Source organism: Streptomyces sp. NPDC006510, assembly GCF_040611955.1.
In the GTDB taxonomy this organism is placed as follows: Bacteria; Actinomycetota; Actinomycetes; order Streptomycetales; family Streptomycetaceae; genus Streptomyces.
In genome coordinates this window covers 20,223-37,235 of record NZ_JBEXPH010000080.1, presented here as the reverse complement: position 1 = coordinate 37,235, position 17,013 = coordinate 20,223, and the positions used below count along the sequence as shown (strand labels likewise).

The 17,013-nt window shown below is 71.0% G+C and carries 16 protein-coding genes and 1 pseudogene; 4 read left to right on the top strand and 13 right to left on the bottom strand.

Annotation, left to right across the window (positions count from 1 at the left end; genetic code table 11):
• The 5 genes from ABZY11_RS23480 to ABZY11_RS23460 all read right to left on the bottom strand — a co-directional run.
• The coding region (locus ABZY11_RS23480; protein ID WP_356481031.1) for a bifunctional diguanylate cyclase/phosphodiesterase at nucleotides 1-2,061 on the bottom strand (2,061 nt) is incomplete at its 3' end.
• A 326-nt stretch (nucleotides 2,062-2,387) separates the two neighbouring features.
• Nucleotides 2,388-4,580 carry an NAD-dependent DNA ligase LigA gene (gene ligA, locus ABZY11_RS23475; RefSeq protein WP_356481030.1) on the bottom strand — a complete coding sequence of 731 codons (2,193 nt, stop codon included), beginning with the start codon at nucleotides 4,578-4,580 and terminating at the stop codon, nucleotides 2,388-2,390.
• Nucleotides 4,581-4,610: 30 nt separating this feature from the next.
• Nucleotides 4,611-5,636, bottom strand: a complete 1,026-nt coding sequence (locus tag ABZY11_RS23470; protein ID WP_356481029.1) for a methionine synthase — start codon at nucleotides 5,634-5,636, stop codon at nucleotides 4,611-4,613.
• 58 nt (nucleotides 5,637-5,694) lie between these two features.
• The gene (locus ABZY11_RS23465) at nucleotides 5,695-6,384 is read right to left on the bottom strand and encodes an SDR family oxidoreductase (protein ID WP_356481028.1); all 690 of its coding nucleotides are present in this window, start codon (nucleotides 6,382-6,384) and stop codon (nucleotides 5,695-5,697) included.
• 28 nt (nucleotides 6,385-6,412) lie between these two features.
• Nucleotides 6,413-6,952, bottom strand: coding sequence for a TIGR00730 family Rossman fold protein (locus ABZY11_RS23460; protein ID WP_356481027.1), 540 nt, complete (start codon nucleotides 6,950-6,952; stop codon nucleotides 6,413-6,415).
• A 100-nt stretch (nucleotides 6,953-7,052) separates the two neighbouring features.
• On the opposite strand from ABZY11_RS23460, the gene ABZY11_RS23455 reads away from it, so the two are divergent.
• Together ABZY11_RS23455 and ABZY11_RS23450 are read left to right on the top strand one after the other, a co-directional pair.
• On the top strand, nucleotides 7,053-7,388 hold the full coding sequence (locus ABZY11_RS23455; protein WP_356481026.1) for a DUF427 domain-containing protein: 336 nt from the start codon (nucleotides 7,053-7,055) through the stop codon (nucleotides 7,386-7,388).
• A gap of 97 nt (nucleotides 7,389-7,485) precedes the next feature.
• Complete coding sequence (locus tag ABZY11_RS23450; protein ID WP_356481025.1) at nucleotides 7,486-8,286, top strand: alpha/beta fold hydrolase; 801 nt, start codon at nucleotides 7,486-7,488, stop codon at nucleotides 8,284-8,286.
• A gap of 78 nt (nucleotides 8,287-8,364) precedes the next feature.
• On the opposite strand, the gene ABZY11_RS23445 is transcribed toward ABZY11_RS23450, so the two are convergent.
• Nucleotides 8,365-8,643: an ATP-binding protein gene (locus ABZY11_RS23445; RefSeq protein WP_356481024.1), complete on the bottom strand. Its 279-nt coding sequence runs from the start codon at nucleotides 8,641-8,643 to the stop codon at nucleotides 8,365-8,367.
• A 104-nt stretch (nucleotides 8,644-8,747) separates the two neighbouring features.
• Between ABZY11_RS23445 and ABZY11_RS23440 the strand changes: the two genes are divergently transcribed.
• The gene (locus ABZY11_RS23440; protein ID WP_356481023.1) at nucleotides 8,748-8,942 is read left to right on the top strand and encodes a DUF397 domain-containing protein; all 195 of its coding nucleotides are present in this window, start codon (nucleotides 8,748-8,750) and stop codon (nucleotides 8,940-8,942) included.
• 68 nt (nucleotides 8,943-9,010) lie between these two features.
• On the opposite strand, the gene ABZY11_RS23435 is transcribed toward ABZY11_RS23440, so the two are convergent.
• The 5 genes and pseudogenes from ABZY11_RS23435 to mnmA all read right to left on the bottom strand — a co-directional run bounded on the left by ABZY11_RS23435 (nucleotide 9,011) and on the right by mnmA (nucleotide 14,453).
• Nucleotides 9,011-9,574 (bottom strand): dihydrofolate reductase family protein, encoded by a 564-nt coding sequence (locus ABZY11_RS23435; RefSeq protein WP_356481022.1) that lies wholly within the window; start codon nucleotides 9,572-9,574, stop codon nucleotides 9,011-9,013.
• 351 nt (nucleotides 9,575-9,925) lie between these two features.
• Nucleotides 9,926-10,579, bottom strand: a complete 654-nt coding sequence (locus ABZY11_RS23430) for a response regulator transcription factor (protein ID WP_356481021.1) — start codon at nucleotides 10,577-10,579, stop codon at nucleotides 9,926-9,928.
• Between the two features lie 74 nt (nucleotides 10,580-10,653).
• Nucleotides 10,654-12,360 (bottom strand): histidine kinase, encoded by a 1,707-nt coding sequence (locus ABZY11_RS23425; RefSeq protein WP_356481020.1) that lies wholly within the window; start codon nucleotides 12,358-12,360, stop codon nucleotides 10,654-10,656.
• A 221-nt stretch (nucleotides 12,361-12,581) separates the two neighbouring features.
• Nucleotides 12,582-13,162: pseudogene (locus ABZY11_RS23420) on the bottom strand (transposase); the annotation flags it as partial.
• A 163-nt stretch (nucleotides 13,163-13,325) separates the two neighbouring features.
• Entirely contained in the window at nucleotides 13,326-14,453 is a 1,128-nt protein-coding gene (gene mnmA / locus ABZY11_RS23415) for a tRNA 2-thiouridine(34) synthase MnmA (RefSeq protein WP_356481019.1), read from the bottom strand.
• A 61-nt stretch (nucleotides 14,454-14,514) separates the two neighbouring features.
• Here mnmA and ABZY11_RS23410 point away from each other — a divergent pair, with 61 nt between their 5' ends.
• Nucleotides 14,515-15,195, top strand: a complete 681-nt coding sequence (locus ABZY11_RS23410; RefSeq protein WP_356481033.1) for an N-acetylmuramoyl-L-alanine amidase — start codon at nucleotides 14,515-14,517, stop codon at nucleotides 15,193-15,195.
• Nucleotides 15,196-15,232: 37 nt separating this feature from the next.
• Here ABZY11_RS23410 and ABZY11_RS23405 read toward each other — a convergent pair whose 3' ends face one another.
• Together ABZY11_RS23405 and ABZY11_RS23400 are read right to left on the bottom strand one after the other, a co-directional pair.
• The gene (locus ABZY11_RS23405; RefSeq protein WP_356481018.1) at nucleotides 15,233-16,402 is read right to left on the bottom strand and encodes a cysteine desulfurase family protein; all 1,170 of its coding nucleotides are present in this window, start codon (nucleotides 16,400-16,402) and stop codon (nucleotides 15,233-15,235) included.
• Nucleotides 16,403-16,589: 187 nt separating this feature from the next.
• Nucleotides 16,590-16,952 carry a DUF4190 domain-containing protein gene (locus ABZY11_RS23400; protein ID WP_356481017.1) on the bottom strand — a complete coding sequence of 121 codons (363 nt, stop codon included), beginning with the start codon at nucleotides 16,950-16,952 and terminating at the stop codon, nucleotides 16,590-16,592.
• Nucleotides 16,953-17,013: the final 61 nt, after the last annotated feature.

Below are 17,013 nucleotides of genomic sequence, written 5' to 3'. Positions count from 1 at the left end.
CGCCAGCTCGGCCGGCCGCCGCCAGCCGTGCTCGCCGCGCGCCCGCAGCCAGGCCGTGGTCTCCTGCGGCGGCATCGCCGCGGCGACCAGCCACCCCTGCACCGCGTCGCAGCGCAGATCCCGCAGCCGCTCCCAGGTCTCGTCGTCCTCGACCCCTTCCGCGACGACCAGCAGGCCGAGCGAGTGGGCCAGGTCGATCGTGCAGCGGACGATCTCCGCATCCTCGTTGTCCACGGCCAGCCGGGCCACGAACGAGCGGTCGATCTTCAGCTCGCTGACTGGCAGCCGTCGCAGATGGACGAGCGAGGAGTACCCCGTGCCGAAGTCGTCGAGGGACATCTTCACGCCGTGCCCGGTCAGTCCGGCGAGCGTGTCGGCGGCGCGCTGCGGGTCCTCCAGCAGCACGTGTTCCGTTATCTCCAGTTGCAGTGCCCCGGCCGGGACGCCGTGCCGGGCGAGCCGGGCGGCGACGCCGCCCGCGAACCCGGGGGTGTGGACGTCGCGCGGGGAGACGTTGACCGCGACCGGGACGAACAGCCCCTGCGCCCGCCACCGGGCGACCTGGGCCAGCGCCGTCTCCAGGACGTACTCCGTGAGGTGCGGCATGAGGCCGGACGACTCGGCGATGGCGATGAACTCGTCCGGGGGGACCCTGCCGCGTTCCGGATGCACCCAGCGCACCAGGGCTTCGAGGCCGGCCACCTGGCCGTCGAAGCGGACCTTCGGCTGGTAGTGCAGCTCGACCTCGCCCGCGTCCAGCGCGCGGCGCAGATCGCCCAGGAGTCCGAGCCGGTCCGGGGTGTTGCTGTCCCGCTTCGACTCGTAGACCTCGACGCCCGTACGGTCCCGCTTGGCCTGGTACATCGCCACGTCCGCGCGCCTGAGCAGCCCTTCGGCGTCCAGCGCGTGGTCCGGGTAGACAGCGACTCCGGCGCTGGCCTCCAGCACCAGGGTCAGCCCGTCCAGGTCCAGCGGGGAGGACAGCTCGGCGACCAGGTGGCGGGCGACCCGCTGGGCGCTGGTGGTGGAGTCCGCGGCCGGCAGGAGCACCGCGAACTCGTCGCCGCCGAGCCGCGCGGCCTCCGCGCCGCGGGGCAGCGCGAGCCTGAGACGTTCCGCTATCTGCAACAGCAGCCGGTCCCCCGCCAGATGACCGAGGGTGTCGTTGACCGCGCGGAAACGGTCGAGGTCGATCAGGACCAGAGCGGATCGTGCGCCGACGGATTCGGCGTCCTCCAGGGCCGTCCAGGTGCGCTCCAGCAGCCACTGCCGGTTGGGCAGCCCGGTCAGCGGGTCGCGCAGCTGCTCCTCGGCGCGGGCCCGGGCGATCCAGAGGGCGGAGTCCAGGGCGATCAGCGGGACGGCGAAGAGCGGCAGGAGCAGGGGGGCGGCCATCGCGACGACGCAGATCAGCGGTGCGATGGCGAGCAGGGCGAGGGCGACGAGGCCCTGGCGCAGCAGGGCGGTGCGGGCGATGGTCGGCAGTCCGCCGCCCTGGGGTGCCCCCGCGTACCACAGCAGGACCCGGGTGACCAAGAGGTAGGTGGAGGCGGCGAGCAGGACCCCGGGGACGGCATCGATGCCCCAGTCGAGTGGCTGCCAGGGGGATTCGACGGTCTGCACCTCGCCGAACGCGGCGAGCACCAGGGCCGCCGCGCCTATCCCCAGGATGTCCACCGCGCCGTGCAGCAGCCCCTGCCACCAGCGGTGTCTGCGGGCGACGCCGACGAGGACGACGACGACCAGGCTGACCAGACCGGCGGGCACCCAGCCGTAGAGCAGCAGCACGGCCAGGGTGAGGGAGGCCCCGGAACCGGTGCCGCCCCACCAGCGGTCGCGTCCGAGCGCGACCAGATGGCCGACGATGATTCCGGTCAGGACGGCGAGGGACCAGCCGGCCTTGCCGTCGGGGAAGAGCGCGTGTCCTTCGCTCACGGTCCGGTAGAAACCGGTCGCGATCTGAATAACGGCGATCACGATGGCAACGGCACCCACTTTTGGCGTGAGGCCGACGAAACCCTGCAGCCGCGACACCGGTGCGGCGCTCTCGGTCGGTTTCATTCCGTCCCTCTCACAGCCGGCGGTGCCGATGTCACCTGATGGTTCCGTTTCATGCCGCCACGACCCGGTTTCCCACCCCGCGGCCGGGCACGGCAGGTGCACATCTCAACAGTAGGCCGCGGAAGGCTCCTACGGGCAGCGCTCTGACGCTCTTGCCCGAATGCGGACCGACCATCCGTCAACATCTGCTATGCACCGATCGGGTGAACCGGCCACACGATGAAAACCTTGCACCCATCTGTCCCCCTACACCCTTTATCAGCCTCCTTGTTCGCCGTTCACCCACCGGCCCGTTCCGCCGCACCGGTCCACGGCGGGGACCGGTCCTACTGCGCCGGTTCCTCGGCCGGCACCGCCGCCTCGCGCGCCGCATCCGGCCCCTGTTCGAGCAGTACGGCGAAGCCGTCCTCGTCCAGCACCGGCACCTTCAGCTGCATGGCCTTTTCGTACTTCGAACCGGGGTTGTCACCGACGACCACGAAGGAGGTCTTCTTCGAAACGGAACCTGTCACCTTCGCTCCACGGCTCTGAAGCGCCTCTTTCGCGCCATCCCTGGTGTGGTCGGCCAGCGTGCCGGTGACGACGACGGTGAGCCCTGCGAGCGGACGCGGCCCGGTTTCCTCCCCCGCCTCCTCATCGGCCATCCGGACCCCGGCCTCGCGCCATTTGCGCAGGATCTCCCGGTGCCAGTCCTCGGCGAGCCACTGTTTCACCGAGGCGGCGATGATGGCCCCGACCCCGTCGGCCTCGACCAGCTCCTGCTCGGTCGCCTCGTCGATCCGGTCGATGGAGCGGAACTGACGGGCCAGCTCCGCCGCCGCGATCGGTCCTACGTGCCGGATGGACAACCCGGTGAGGATCCGGGCCAGCGGCGCCTCCTTGGCCGCGGCGATGGCGTCGAGCATGGCGACGGCGTTCTTCTTCGGCTCGCCCTGCTGGTTGGCGAAGACCCAGGCGGTCTTCTCCTCACCGGTCTTCGGGTCGCGCTTGGGCAGGCCGCTGTCCTGGTCCAGGACATAGGCCCGGATCGGCAGCAGTTCCTCGACGGTCAGACCGAAGAGATCGCCCTCGTCGCGCAGCGGCGGCTCGGCGGGCTCCAGCGGCTTGGTCAGGGCCGCGGCGGCGACATACCCGAAGTGGTCGATGTCGAGGCACTTGCGGCCCGCGAGATAGGCGATGCGCTCGCGCAACTGGGCTGGGCAGGAGCGGGCGTTGGGGCAGCGGACGTCGACATCGGCCTCCTTCATGGGTTTCAGCTCCGTACCGCACTCGGGGCAGTGCGTCGGCATCACGAAGACCCGCTCGGTGCCGTCGCGCAGGTCGACGACGGGACCGAGGATCTCGGGGATCACGTCGCCCGCCTTGCGGAGCACCACCGTGTCCCCGATGAGGACGCCCTTCGCCTTCACCACGTTCTGGTTGTGCAGGGTGGCGAACTCCACCTCGGATCCCGCCACTTCGACCGGCTCGACCTGTGCGTACGGCGTGACCCGGCCGGTCCGGCCGACGCCGACCCGGATGTTGACCAGCTTGGTGTTGACCTCTTCCGGGGCGTACTTCCAGGCGATCGCCCAGCGCGGGGCGCGCGAGGTGGAGCCGAGCCGGCCCTGGAGCGGGATCTCGTCGAGCTTGACGACGACTCCGTCGATCTCGTGCTCCACGGAGTGCCGGTTCTCGCCGAAGTACCTGATGAACTCCCGTACCCCGTCGAGGGAGTCCACCACCTTGTTGTGCTTGGCGGTGGGCAGACCCCATTCGCGCAGCAGCTCGTAGGCGTGCGAGAGGCAGTCGATGTCGAAGCCCTCGCGGGCGCCGATGCCGTGCACCACCATGTGCAGCGGGCGGGTGGCGGTGACCTTCGGGTCCTTCTGGCGCAGTGAACCCGCCGCCGCGTTGCGCGGATTGGCGAACGGTTTGTCCTCCGCCTCGACGAGCCGGGCGTTGAGCTCCTCGAAGGCCTCCATCGGGAAGAAGACCTCGCCGCGGATCTCGACCAGTGCCGGGATCCGGTCGCCCTTCAGCCGGTGCGGGATCTCGGCGATCGTACGGACGTTGGGGGTGATGTCCTCGCCGGTGCGGCCGTCGCCGCGGGTGGCGGCCCGGGTCAGCAGCCCGTGCTCATAGGTGAGGTTGACCGCGAGACCGTCGACCTTCAGCTCGCACAGGAAGTGATAGCCAGTGGTGCCGACGTCCTTGGCGATCCGCTCGCCCCAGGCGGCCAGCTCCAGGTCGTCGAAGGCGTTGTCCAGCGAGAGCATCCGCTCGCGGTGCTCGACGGAGGTGAATTCCGTCCGGTACGGCCCCGCGACCTTCTGTGTCGGCGAATCCGGCGTGCGCAGCTGCGGGTACGTCTCCTCCAGCGCCTCCAGCTCGCGCATCAGCCGGTCGAACTCGGCGTCACTGACGACCGGCTGGTCGTTCACGTAGTACCGGAAGCGGTGCTCCTCGACCTGCTCGGCGAGGAGCATGTGCTGCTCCTGGACCTGTGCGGGCACCGCCGTCTGCTGTTCGCCGGCCATCGTCTCGTCCTCCCGTTACCCGTTGCCCCGTTACTCAGGGTTGTCTGCGAGCGATCTCGCGGCCCGGGCGCAGTGGGCGAGCGCGGCGCGCGCGTACGCGGGCGAGGCACCCGCGAGCCCGCACGACGGGGTGATCACCACGGACTCCGCAAGAGTCCCCGGATTCAGCCCCAGCCTGCGCCACAGCGTCCTGACACCCATGACGCTACCGCCCGGGTCCGACAATCCGCCCGAGGCCGGGTCGGTGCCCGGCACCACTCCGAGGAAGAGCTGGGTGCCGCCCTCGACGGCTTCCCCGATCGCGTCCTCCTCACGCTCGGTGAGCAGCGAGAAGTCGAACGAGATGCCACCGGCCCCGGCCCGGCGCAGCAGCGCGAACGGCGCCTCGGGCGCACAGGTGTGGACGAGCGTCGCCCCGTCCCCGGCCGCTGCCAGGACATCGCGCAGGGTGCCCTCCACGACCTGGCGGTCCACGGCCCGGTGGGTGCGGTAGCCGCTGGCCGTCCTGATCCGCCCGCGCAGTACGGCGGTCAGCGACGGCTCGTCGAGCTGGAGGATCACCTCGGCGCCGGGCACCCTGCGCCGCACCTCCGCGAGGTGGGCGCGCAGCCCCTCCGCCAGTGAGCCCGCCAGGTCGCGGCAGGCCCCCGGGTCGCCGAGCGCGGCCTCGCCGCCCCGGCGTTCCAGCGCGGCGGCCAGCGTCCAGGGCCCGACGGCCTGGACCTTGAGCGGTCCCTCGTACCCCTGGGTGAACTCCTCCAGGGCGTCCAGGTCCTCGCCGAGCCAGGACCTGGCCCGGCGGGTGTCGCGTCCGGGCCGGTCGCTGATCCGCCAGCCGCTGGGCTCGACGTGCCCGTACAGGTCGACGAGCAGCCCGATGGTCCGCCCGATCATGTCCGCGCCGGGCCCTCGGGCGGGCAGTTCCGCCAGATACGGCAGGCCCTCGCCGCCCGCGAAGGAACCGGTGACGGTCTTCGCCGCCTCCCGTGCGTCTCCCCCGGGCATGGACCCGATCCCGGTGGCCGGGCAACCGCTGAACTCGCTCTTCTCGCTCACACGGGAAGCCTAAGGCCGCCGTCGGCCTGCCCGGCCTGCGGTGGCCGGGCCGCCGCGGTCAGCGTCCGGGGCGCACCGTCAGGTCGTTGACCTCGGCGTCGCGCGGCAGGTCGATGGCCATCAGGATCGTGGTGGCCACCGACTCGACGTCGATCAGGCGGGAGGTGTCGTACTCCTTGCCCTCCTGCTGGTGGACCTTGGCCTGCATGGGGCTGGCGGTGCGCCCCGGGTAGACGGAGGTCACCCGGACGCCGTTGGCGTGCTCCTCGTGGCGCAGCGAGTCGGCGAGGGCCTTGAGGCCGTGCTTGCTCGCGGCGTACGCGCTCCACTCGGCGTGCGCGGCGAGGCCGGCGCCCGAATTCACGAAGAGCACATGGCCCTGGGCGACGCGCAGCTGCGGCAGGAGGAGCCGGGTGATCTCGGCGGGCGCGACCAGGTTGGCGTTGAGCTGGAAGTGCCAGGCCTTGGGCGTGAGCTCACCGACCTTGCCGAGCTCCACGACGCCCGCGATGTGCAGCAGCGAGTCGACCCGCTCCGGCATCGCCTGCTGGGCGAACGCCCACGAGAGCCGGTCCGGGTTGGAGAGGTCACCGACGAGGGTACGGGCGCCGGGGTGCAGCGCGGCCAGCTCCTTGGCGCGACCGGCGTCGCGGGCCAGCAGCACGGTCTCGTCACCGCGCTCCAGCAGACGGCGGGTGACAGCGGCTCCGATGCCGGAGCCGGCACCGGTGATGACATGAGTGGACATGCCCACATGATCGCACCCCGCCGTCCCGTCACCGCAGGCCGGACCACTCCTCCAGGTAGGCCAGGGCGCCCACGCCGTCCTTGGCGAAGAACACCAGGTCGGTCAGCGGGACGGGCAGAAAGCCCTCGTCCTCCATGCGCTGGAACTGCTGGCGCAGCCCGTCGTAGAAGCCCGCCGTGTTGAGCAGCACCACCGGCTTGTCGTGCTGGCCGTGCTTCTTCAGCTCCAGGATCTCGGTCGCCTCGTCGAGCGTCCCGGTGCCGCCCACCATGATCACGACCGCGTCGGCCTTCTCCAGGAGCAGCGCCTTGCGCTCGGCGAGGTCGCGCGCGATCACCATCTCGTCCGCGTCGGCCCGCGCCTTCGCCGCCAGGAACTCGACCGACACCCCCACCAGCTGCCCGCCCGACTCCTGGACCCCGTCGGCGACGACCTTCATCAGCCCGCTCTCCGAGCCTCCCCAGACCAGGGTGTGTCCGCCCTTGCCGAGCAGTTCCGCGAAATCGCGGGCGGGCCGGGTGTAGCGGTCGTCGAGGTCGGCGGCGGAGAGAAAAACGCAGATCTTCATGGAGCAACCGTAAGGGCCACCACTGACACGACCGGTCACCACGTAGGAACCGCGGGATGGAACCGGGAAGAAACCGACCGCCGATTCGGCTGTACCCGACATGACTCCCTCACCAGGACACCGCATCACGGTCGCGCCCGGCACCGAGCACGTACGGGTGGTCCGCGACGGACAGCTGCTCGCCGAGAGCCGGCGCCCGCTCGTCCTGCGCGAGACGGGCTGTCCGGTCCGCTACTACCTGCCGCCCGAGGATGTCCGTACGGAACTCCTGACGGCCTCTGACACCCGTACTCACTGTCCGTTCAAAGGAGATGCCTCCTACTGGTCGCTCCCGGGCGCCGCGGATCTCGTCTGGGCCTACCCGGAGCCGAAAACCGAAGTCGCCGCGATCAAGGACCACTTCTGCTTCTACGACACCGAGACCATCACCGACTGATCGTCAAGACACCGGCCCTGACCTGGCGATGTGAAGAATCTCAAAAAAACTTCGGCCGGAGCGATGAGTTTCTCCGAGCCCGGCGGTCCACCCTCGCATGGACAAGATTCTCTCCCGCGACGGCACCATGATCGCGTACCGGCGCCGGGGTGACGGGCCGCCGGTGATCCTGGTGGGCGGCTCGCTGGGCACGGCGGCGACCGAGGCGCCGCTGGCGCGTCTGCTCGCGCCGCGCTTCCATGTCGTCACGTACGACAGGCGCGGCCGTGGCTCCAGCGGCGACAGGTCGCCGTACGTGGTGGATCGCGAGATCGAGGACCTGGCCGCACTCGTCACGGCGGTGGGCGGCCGGGCCTCGGTGTTCGGGGTGGGCGCAGGCGGGGCACTGGCCCTTGAGGCGCAGGCCGCCGGGCTCCCGGTCGACCTGCTGGCGGTGTACGAACCGCCGTACACGCCGAGCGCCTCGGGCCTCCAGTACAAGGCGTGCTGCACCTCCCGACTGCACCGGCTGCTGTCCACCGGGGACCGTGCGGGAGCCGTCGAGCTGTTCCTCTCCGTGACGGGTGTGCCGGCCGACCTGATCGCCCGGATGCGCCGCGCCCCGCTGTGGAGCGGCCTGTTGGAGATGGCGCACACCCTCGCGTACGACGACGCGCTGCTCGGCAACGGCGCGATCCCGGCCGCGCGGTTCGCCTCCGTCACGGCCCGCACGCTGGTGATCTGCGGCGGCTCCAGCCCCACCCGGACCCACCTGGCGACCCGCGCCCTCGCGGAGACCCTCCCCCGCGCCCGCCACCGCACCCTGACGGGCCAGACCCGCGACCTGGCTCCCCAGGCGGTGGCCCCGGTCCTCACGGAGTTCTTCGCCAGACCCGTCCGCCTGCGTCAGACTTCCTGACCCCATGACCCGCCCCGCGCGACCAACGCCCGTACGGGGGTCGGACGTGGTCGCGCGGGGCGCCGCTGTATCCGCGGCTCAGGCACCGAGCGCGAGCTCGAACCAGACAGTCTTGCCGCCCGGCCCGAGCGCCCCTTCCCCTATGGCGCACCCGCCCCATCGGTCCGCGACGAGTTCGAGGATGGCCATGCCCCGCCCGGCTTCGGCGTGGCGGGCGACGGGCGGGACGTACGGCTTGGGCAGATCCGGGCTCATGTCCCGGACGCTGATCCGGAGCACTGGGTGCCGCCACTGGAGCCGCACAGCGGCCGGCCCCTTGGTGTGCCGTACGGAGTTGGCGGTCAGCTCGGACGTCAACAGTTCGGCCCGGTAGCTGAGTTCGGCCGGTTCGTGGGCGTTGAGGATGGCGCGGAGGGTGGTACGCGCGATCCGGGGGCTGCGCGGGTCGCAGAGGTCACGACATGCCCGAACGTTACTGGCAGCGCTCTTCGTTCTGCGCAGGCGGCGGCAACAACTGCGTCGAGGTTGCCGCCGCAGAGGGCACAGACATCGCGATCCGCGAGAGCGAAAGCCCGGAGCACATCGTCACGACGAACCGAGCCGTACTCCGCGCGCTTGTGCTGGCGGTGAAGGCCGGCAACGCCGGCCTCGGCTGAACGAGGGACGGCCGCGCCTGTTGCTCACTGACTGGCCCGTTCTTCCCAGGGCTCGGCGGACGAGCCGGCTAACGCGCCACGCGGTAGCGGAGGTAGACGGCTCTGGAGTTGAAGGTGCGGGTGTCGACGAGTTCGAGATCCACCCGGCGCTCGTGCCGGGGAAAGAACGGGATGCCACCGCCGACCAGCACCGGGTAGACCCTGGCCCGGTACTCGTCGATCAGGCCCAACGCGGCCGCCTCGGCGGCGAGAGTCGCGCCGCCGATCGCGATGTCGCCCTCCCCCGGCTCGGCTCGCAACCGCTCGATCTCCTCCGCGAGGCCGCCGGAGGCCAGGCGGGCATTGCCCTGCACGGCCGACAGAGTGGTGGAGAACACCACCTTGGGGAGGGGCTTCCAGATCGCGGCCCACTCGAGCATGGCGTCGTCGAGCGATGGATCCTGGTCGGCGGTCTCCCAGTACAGCATCGTCTCGTACAGCCGTCGTCCCAACAGGTGGACGCCGACCTGTCGAATCTCGTCGATCCAGGAGCGAAAGACATCCTCGCCGGGCGCCGTCCAGTCGAAGTCGCCGTCCGGCCCGACGATGTAGCCGTCAAGTGAGACGCTCATCGAATAGGTCACGCTGCGCATCAGAAGTCCTCCTCGGTAGCGGGTTCGACAGTACGACCGCCGGACGCCGCAGAACTCATGGCGGCTCGCGGGATCCCCTGGGCCGAGTCACCTCACGAGATCATTTCGTTGAGAAAACCTCACTGCCCTGCGCTGATCAGATGAAACCATCGGGCCGTTCGGGCGGGATCGTCATGGCAGCCCCTCACGCGGACCGACTCAGCCACGAGGCGCTACTCCCGGCCGATGGGATATTTGGTAACCCGCAGGTGCGGGTTCATCCGGCCACCAGCGAAACCGGGCCGTCGCGTGGCGATACGGACTGAGGTTCCCCCGCAGCGGGCTCTGCATCAACGTCATCGAGTGGTGTGGTCAGGTTCCCAGGTCGGCGTCTCGTGCCAGCAGTGCGGCCTGCACTCGGTTCTCGCAGTCCAGCTTGGTCAGGATCCGGCTCACGTACGATTTGACCGTGGCCTCGCTCATATGGATCCGCCGCCCGGCGTCCGCGTTGGACAGGCCCTCACCCAGCAGCGCCAGGACCTCCAGCTCGCGGCTGGTCAGCGCGTCCAGCCGGCGGCGGGCCTGCTCGGCACGGTGAGCGCTCTGGCTGGACGCCAACGAGTCCACGACACGGCGGGTGGCACCCGGCGACAGGTACGCGTCTCCGGCCGCGGCGGCCCGGACCGCACGCATGAGTTCCGCGGGCGCCGAGTCCTTGAGCAGAAAGCCCACGCTGCCCCCGGTCAGGGCGCGCAGTACGTTCTGCTGTTCCCCGAAGGTTGTCAGGATCAGCACCCGCGTGTCAGGCACGGTCCGGTGCAGCTCGGCCAGGGCCGTCAGTCCGTCCATGACCGGCATCTGGATGTCGAGCAGCACGACGTCCACGCGGCGGGTCTGGGCCAGTTCGACCGCCTCACGGCCGTTCACCGCCTCGGCGACGACTTCGATGTCGTCGGCGGAGGAGAGAATCATCCTGACGCCTGCCCGGATGAGCGGCTCGTCATCCGTGACGAGAACCCTGATCATGACTCCCCTGCGCGGTCCTTGAGTGTCTGCCTGCGGTCACTCGCCATCATCCCTGATCGAGCGCCCGGCACTCCTCAGTTCCTCACCTCGAAGGACTTCTTCTCGGTCAACTTGCCGTCCTTGAAGCAGAACCGGAAGACCGGCTCCATGTCCGGATTGTTGCTGGACTCCGTGGAAGTCAGGCTGAGGCACTTCGCCCCCTCGGGCACGGGCGGCGCACCCATTTCCAGGCCGTCGGTCAGGAAGGGGTCCTCCTTGGGCAACTGCTTGCGGATCTCTGCCTCGGACTGGCCCACCTTCACCGCGTCGTACTGCTTCGGCTCGATCCTGGCCTTTTCCGCCTTGTCCAGGAGGACGTATCCCCCGACGCCGACGGCGGCGATCACCAGCAGCAGAGAAATCAGTACCGCCATCCCGCAGCCGATGGCTATGCCGCTTCCGTTCTTCCTGCTCATTGCCTTGGCCAGCTCCTTCAGACCGTTCCCGTTCATGACGGGACCACCCTCGTCCAAGGAGCCCCCCGGGGTCTGCTGCCAAAAGGCGCCTGTTGGATCAACGAACGTCGTCGCCACGTTGCCGGGCGCGGGGCCCGGGACACCGCCTTCCGGCGATGTGTACGGCAGCACGCCCGCCAGCCGAAAGCCGCCGTCCGCCGTCGGGCCCGCGTACGCCATGCCCCCGATGAGCCGGGTCCGCTCACCGAGCCCGGTCAGCCCCTGGCCGCCGCTCACCACGCCCCGGCCGTTGTCCGTCGTCCCGGTTGCGGGTCCGTTGGCGACCTCCACGACCAGCGAGTCCGGCTCATACCGCAGCTCGACGGTGATCGGGGCGCCCGGGGCGTGCTTGTGGGCGTTGGTCAGGCCCTCCTGGACGATGCGGTACGCCGCGTGATCGGCGGTCGGGGGAAGCGGGCACGGCTCGCCGGAGTGCCGCAGCTCCACGGCCGCGCCCGCGCTCCGGGACGTTCCTACCAGGCCCTCGATGCCCGCCACCCCGCGCGACAGCGCCGTGGTGTCCTCCGCCGCCGCAGCCGCGACGCCCGGGGTGGTGCGGTCCTGGTGGGGGACCTCCGTGCTGTCCCGCATCACCTGTACCACCTCGCGCAGCTCGTGCATCGCGGCCACCGACGCCTCGCGCAGCACCCCCACTGCCTCCCGCTGCCGTCCGGTCAGCTCGCGGTCCACCTCCAGCGCGCCCGCGTGCACCGAGATGAGCACCAGCTGATGGCCGAGGCTGTCGTGCATGTCCTGCGCAATGCGCTGACGCTCCCGCGCCCGGGCCTGTCCGGCGATCATCGCGCGCTCGCGTTGCTGCTGGGCGTCGTACTCCCGGAGCGTGTCGGTCAGCGTATGGTGCTGCGACCGGTAGCGGCCGGCCAGGCCGGGCGCAATGATCGCGACCAGCGGCCACAGGACGTCGAAGACCAAGCGGAGCAGTGAGAGGTGAGGCAGCGCCTGCACGACTGCCAGACCGAGGTTGAGGACGTATGCGAGGGCGAAGGTGCCGACGGCCCTGCCCACCCCGTCGATCCGCCGCCCCGCCGACCAGGCGGCGACAAGGACCAACGGAGCGAGACCGCCGAACAGGACAGAGCCGACGGCGGTCACCAGCAGCACGGTCGCGGGCAGCGTCCGGCGCAGGAGTGACAGCGCTGCGATCGCCAGCCCGGCGGCAGCGATCCGTACGGTGCCGCCTTGGTCCAGGGCCGCGAGACCTGCTCCCAGCAGCCCGAACGCTACGCTCAGCAGCGATTCGCCCACGATGCGCCAGGGAGACCACATTCCGGGAGCCAAGAGAGCCCTGCCCGGGGCGGCCAGCCGCGAGGTCGCCGAACGCAGCCTCGCCGCCAGTGCCTGGCGAGCCGATGCTTTAGGGGCCGTAGATTCCACACGAGTCACCCGGCTACGTTAAGACCCTCTCAACCCGCTCCGCGTCGGCCATTGGTCGCGACGGCCAACGACGAAAGTCCCGCCTGGCGCGGCGGCCCGGCATCCGTCGGCCACCCACAAGACCCCGGCCGCAGCAGAGCGCCGACGGGCCCGCCGGACCCTGCCCGCCGTGGTCGACGAACGCGAACAGCGGGTGATGGCCGAAGGTCTTCCGCCAGGTCGCGGCCGCGTGTTCCTTCTGCGAGTGCGCGAGGACCAGGACCCCGTCGATGTCCACGATCACCTCGCCGCCCGCGTCAGGGGCCGCCTGGCCCGCCAAGTGCCAGGCCCGCTCGCGGACTTCGCTTCGCGCGCGTTGGATGGCCGCGAGCGCGTGGGGACCGGCCGCGGCGAGCATGTCGAGGGAACGGGAGACGGTCTGATCGGACGCGACCGGTCCGAAGACGGCGGGCTCGGCCCGCAGCAGGCGGCAGTCGCCGCCCGGGGCGACGCCGAGTGCGATGACCGGCAGCATCTTGCCGGGGTCGTGCACCGCTCTGGACTCGCGCCAGGGCGCAAGCGCTGCGGACAACCCGGCGGCCAGGCCCGTACGGCGGGCCGTCTCCACCAGCAGGACTCAGCCGGCCTGCGAGATGCCCCCTCTGCCGCCACCCGACACCCGAACACGCGGGTACGACTCGATACGTTTACTCACCTGGGAAGCGCCTCCGGCCGATGGCTGTTCAGAGGCGCTTTCTGCGTTGCTGATCACCTGCCGGACAGCCCACCTCGTGAAATCGTGAGGTTAATGATTCCGCAGTGGGACCGGATGATTGTGACGGTTGCCCTGGCCGCGTACCCGGCCCAGGCCCCGGCGATCAGCCGGCCGCCGCCGTCTCCCGTCGCACCGTCGTCGCGATGGTCGCCGAGCCGACCACGCGGGTGCCGTCGTACAGGACGACCGCCTGGCCGGGGGCCACGCCGCGTACCGGCTCGGTGAAGGTGACGTTCAGGGTGCCGTCGACGAGTTCGGCCGTTACCTCGGTCTCGCCGCCGTGGGCGCGGAGCTGGGCGGTGTAGGTGCCGGGGGCGGTCGGGGCCGTGCCGCACCAGCGGGGCTTGATGGCGGTGAGGGCTGTGACGTCCAGGGACTCGACCGGACCGACCGTCACCGTGTTGTTCACCGGGGAGATGTCCAGGACGTAGCGCGGCTTGCCGTCGGGGGCGGGGTGGCCGATGCGCAGGCCCTTGCGCTGGCCGATGGTGAAGCCGAAGGCACCCTCGTGGGTGCCGACCTTCGTGCCCGACTCGTCGACGATGTCGCCCTCGGCGGTGCCGAGGCGGCTCGCCAGGAAGCCCTGGGTGTCGCCGTCGGCGATGAAGCAGATGTCGTGGCTGTCGGGCTTCTTGGCGACGGCGAGGCCGCGGCGCTCGGCCTCGGCGCGGATCTCGTCCTTGGTGGTGAGGGTGTCGCCGAGCGGGAACATCGCGTGGGCGAGCTGCTTCTCGTCCAGGACGCCGAGTACGTACGACTGGTCCTTGGCCATGTCGGAGGCGCGGTGCAGCTCGCGGCTGCCGTCCTCGTTCAGGACGACGGTGGCGTAGTGACCGGTGCAGACCGCGTCGAAGCCGAGCGCGAGGGCCTTGTCGAGGAGCGCGGCGAACTTGATCTTCTCGTTGCAGCGCAGACACGGGTTGGGGGTGCGCCCCGCCTCGTACTCGGCGATGAAGTCGTCCACGACGTCCTCGCGGAACCGTTCCGCCAGGTCCCAGACGTAGAACGGGATGCCGATCACATCCGCGGCCCGGCGGGCGTCGCGGGAGTCCTCGATCGTGCAACAGCCGCGTGCTCCGGTACGGAAGGACTGCGGATTCGCGGAGAGGGCGAGGTGCACACCGGTCACGTCGTGGCCCGCCTCGGCGGCGCGGGCCGCGGCGACGGCGGAGTCGACACCGCCCGACATGGCGGCGAGCACACGGAGGGGGCGCTGGGAAGTCTCAGTCATAGCCCTACCAGGGTACGGGGCGCCGGGAACCGAACGCTCTCGGATATGCGTTGTGGATCACATGGGGACCAAGGGGACATCGGGTGCCGACAGCTCCGGGGGCACGAAGTCCGGGCACGGCATCAGTCGGCGCGGGCTGCTGATCGGTGCTGCCGCCACGGCCGTGGGCACGGCCGTACTGGCGCGGGAGAAGCTGGAGCACGCCTGGTGGCGGCTGCCGGGTGTGGACAAGCCGCGCAAGCCCGGCGAGGTGGATTACGCGCGGGCCCAGTGGATAGCGGCGTCCTCGGCGAACTGGCGGAAGGCCGACCGACCCGACGACTACACCATCGACCGGGTCGTCATCCATGTCACCCAGGGCAGCTACCGGAGCGCGGTGAAGGTCTTCCAGGACCCGGGGCACGGAGCGGCGGCGCATTACGTGGTGCGCAAGGACGGCCGTGTGACGCAGATGATCCGTGAGTTGGATGTGGCGTTCCACGCGGGGAACAGGTCGTTCAACGAGCGCAGTGTCGGCATAGAGCACGAGGGCTTCGTGGACCGCCCGCAGGATTTCACGGCGGCGATGTACGGGGCCTCGGCGCGGCTCACGGCGGCGATCTGCGGGCGGTACGGGGTGCCGGTGGACCGGGAGCACATCGTCGGGCATGTGGAGGTGCCGGGCACGGACCACACCGATCCGGGGAAGCACTGGGACTGGGACCGCTATCTGAAGCTGGTCCGGGCGGCGGATACGCGGTGACCGGCGGGGCCCGTCCGCTGGTCGGACGGACCCGGGTTCAGCTGAGGCCGGCCACGCGCGCCCGCTCCACCGCCGGTCCGATCGCGCGGGCCACCTCGTCGATGTCCTGCTCGGTGGATGTGTGGCCGAGCGAGAAGCGCAGGGTGCCGCGGGCCAGGTCCGGGTCGGTGCCGGTGGCCAGCAGTACGTGGCTGGGCTGGGCGATCCCGGCGGTGCACGCCGAGCCGGTGGAGCATTCGATGCCCTGGGCGTCCAGCAGCAGGAGCAGGGAGTCGCCCTCGCAGCCGGGGAAGGTGAAGTGGGCGTTGGCGGGGAGCCGGCCGCCGGGGGCCGGGTCGCCGCCGAGGACGGCATCGGGCACGGCCGCCAGCACGGCCGCGACCAGTTCGTCGCGGAGCCCGCCGATCTCGCGGGCGAACTCCTCGCGCCCGTCGGCGGCCAGCCGCCCCGCCAGGGCGAAAGCGGCGATGGCGGGCGTGTCGAGGGTGCCCGAGCGGACGTGCCGCTCCTGGCCGCCGCCGTGGAGCACGGGTACGGGGGTGTAGTCGCGGCCGAGCAGGAGCGCGCCGATGCCGAACGGTCCGCCGATCTTGTGCGCGCTGACCGTCATCGCGGCCAGCCCGGACCGGGCGAAGTCGACTTCCAGCTGCCCGAAGGCCTGCACCGCGTCCGCATGCATCGGTACGTCGAACTCACGGGCCACGTCGGCCAGTTCGCGTACCGGCATGATGGTGCCGATCTCGTTGTTGGCCCACATCACGGTGACCAGCGCGACATCGTCGGGGTCGCGGAGGATCGCCTCGCGCAGTACGTCCGGGTGGACGCGTCCGTACCGGTCGACGGGGAGGTGTTCGACGTTCGCGCCCTCGTGTTCGGCGAGCCAGTCGACCGCGTCCAGCACCGCGTGGTGCTCGACCGGGCTGGCCAGCACCCGGGTACGACGGGGGTCGGCATCGCGGCGGGCCCAGTACAGGCCCTTCACGGCGAGGTTGTCGGCCTCGGTCCCTCCGGAGGTGAAGACCACCTCGCTGGGGCGTGCGCCGAGGGCATCGGCGAGGGTCTCTCTCGACTCCTCGACGGTACGGCGGGCCCGGCGCCCGGCGGCGTGCAGTGAGGACGCGTTGCCGGTGACGGCGAGCTGGGCGGTCATCGCCGCGATCGCCTCCGGAAGCATCGGCGTGGTCGCGGCGTGGTCGAGGTAAGCCATGGTGGGCTCGATTCTACGAGCCCCGGGCGGGGCGTATGCCGGGCGCATCGCGGCCCGGTCCCCGCGCACCGGTCGCGGCACCCGGTCGCCCGCACCGATCCGGAGCCCGATCCGGTCGTGCGTGACGGGTTGTGTGGGGCGCGCCGTGTGGGGCGGGCTGTGTGGGGCGGCCCGTTCGCGGCCCCGGTCAGCCGGCGAAGTTCCAGGAGACGGTGCCGGAGCCGGTGACCAGGCAGGCCAGCACCACGAGGTCGGCGATGCCGAGTGCGAGCCCGAGGAAGGCTCGGCCACGGCGGGAGGTGGAACGGACGAGGGCGACGACCGCCATGACGATCGCGGCCGGGCCGAGCAGGATGTTCATCACCAGCAGACCGACGAGCCCGAGGACGAACGAGGCGACGGCCAGCCCGTCGGCGTCCCGGGTCCGGTCCCCGCGGCTGTCGGTCCGGGTCCCGGCGGTGGCCACGGGCTCGGAGCCGGGCCCGGCTCCGGCCTCGACGGCCGGCCTGTCGTCCGCTTTGCGGCAGTGGACCGATGCGGTGAGTGTCATGGTGCGGGCTCCTTCGGAACTGTGGTCGGGGCGACGGTCGGGACGGTGATCGAGGCGACGG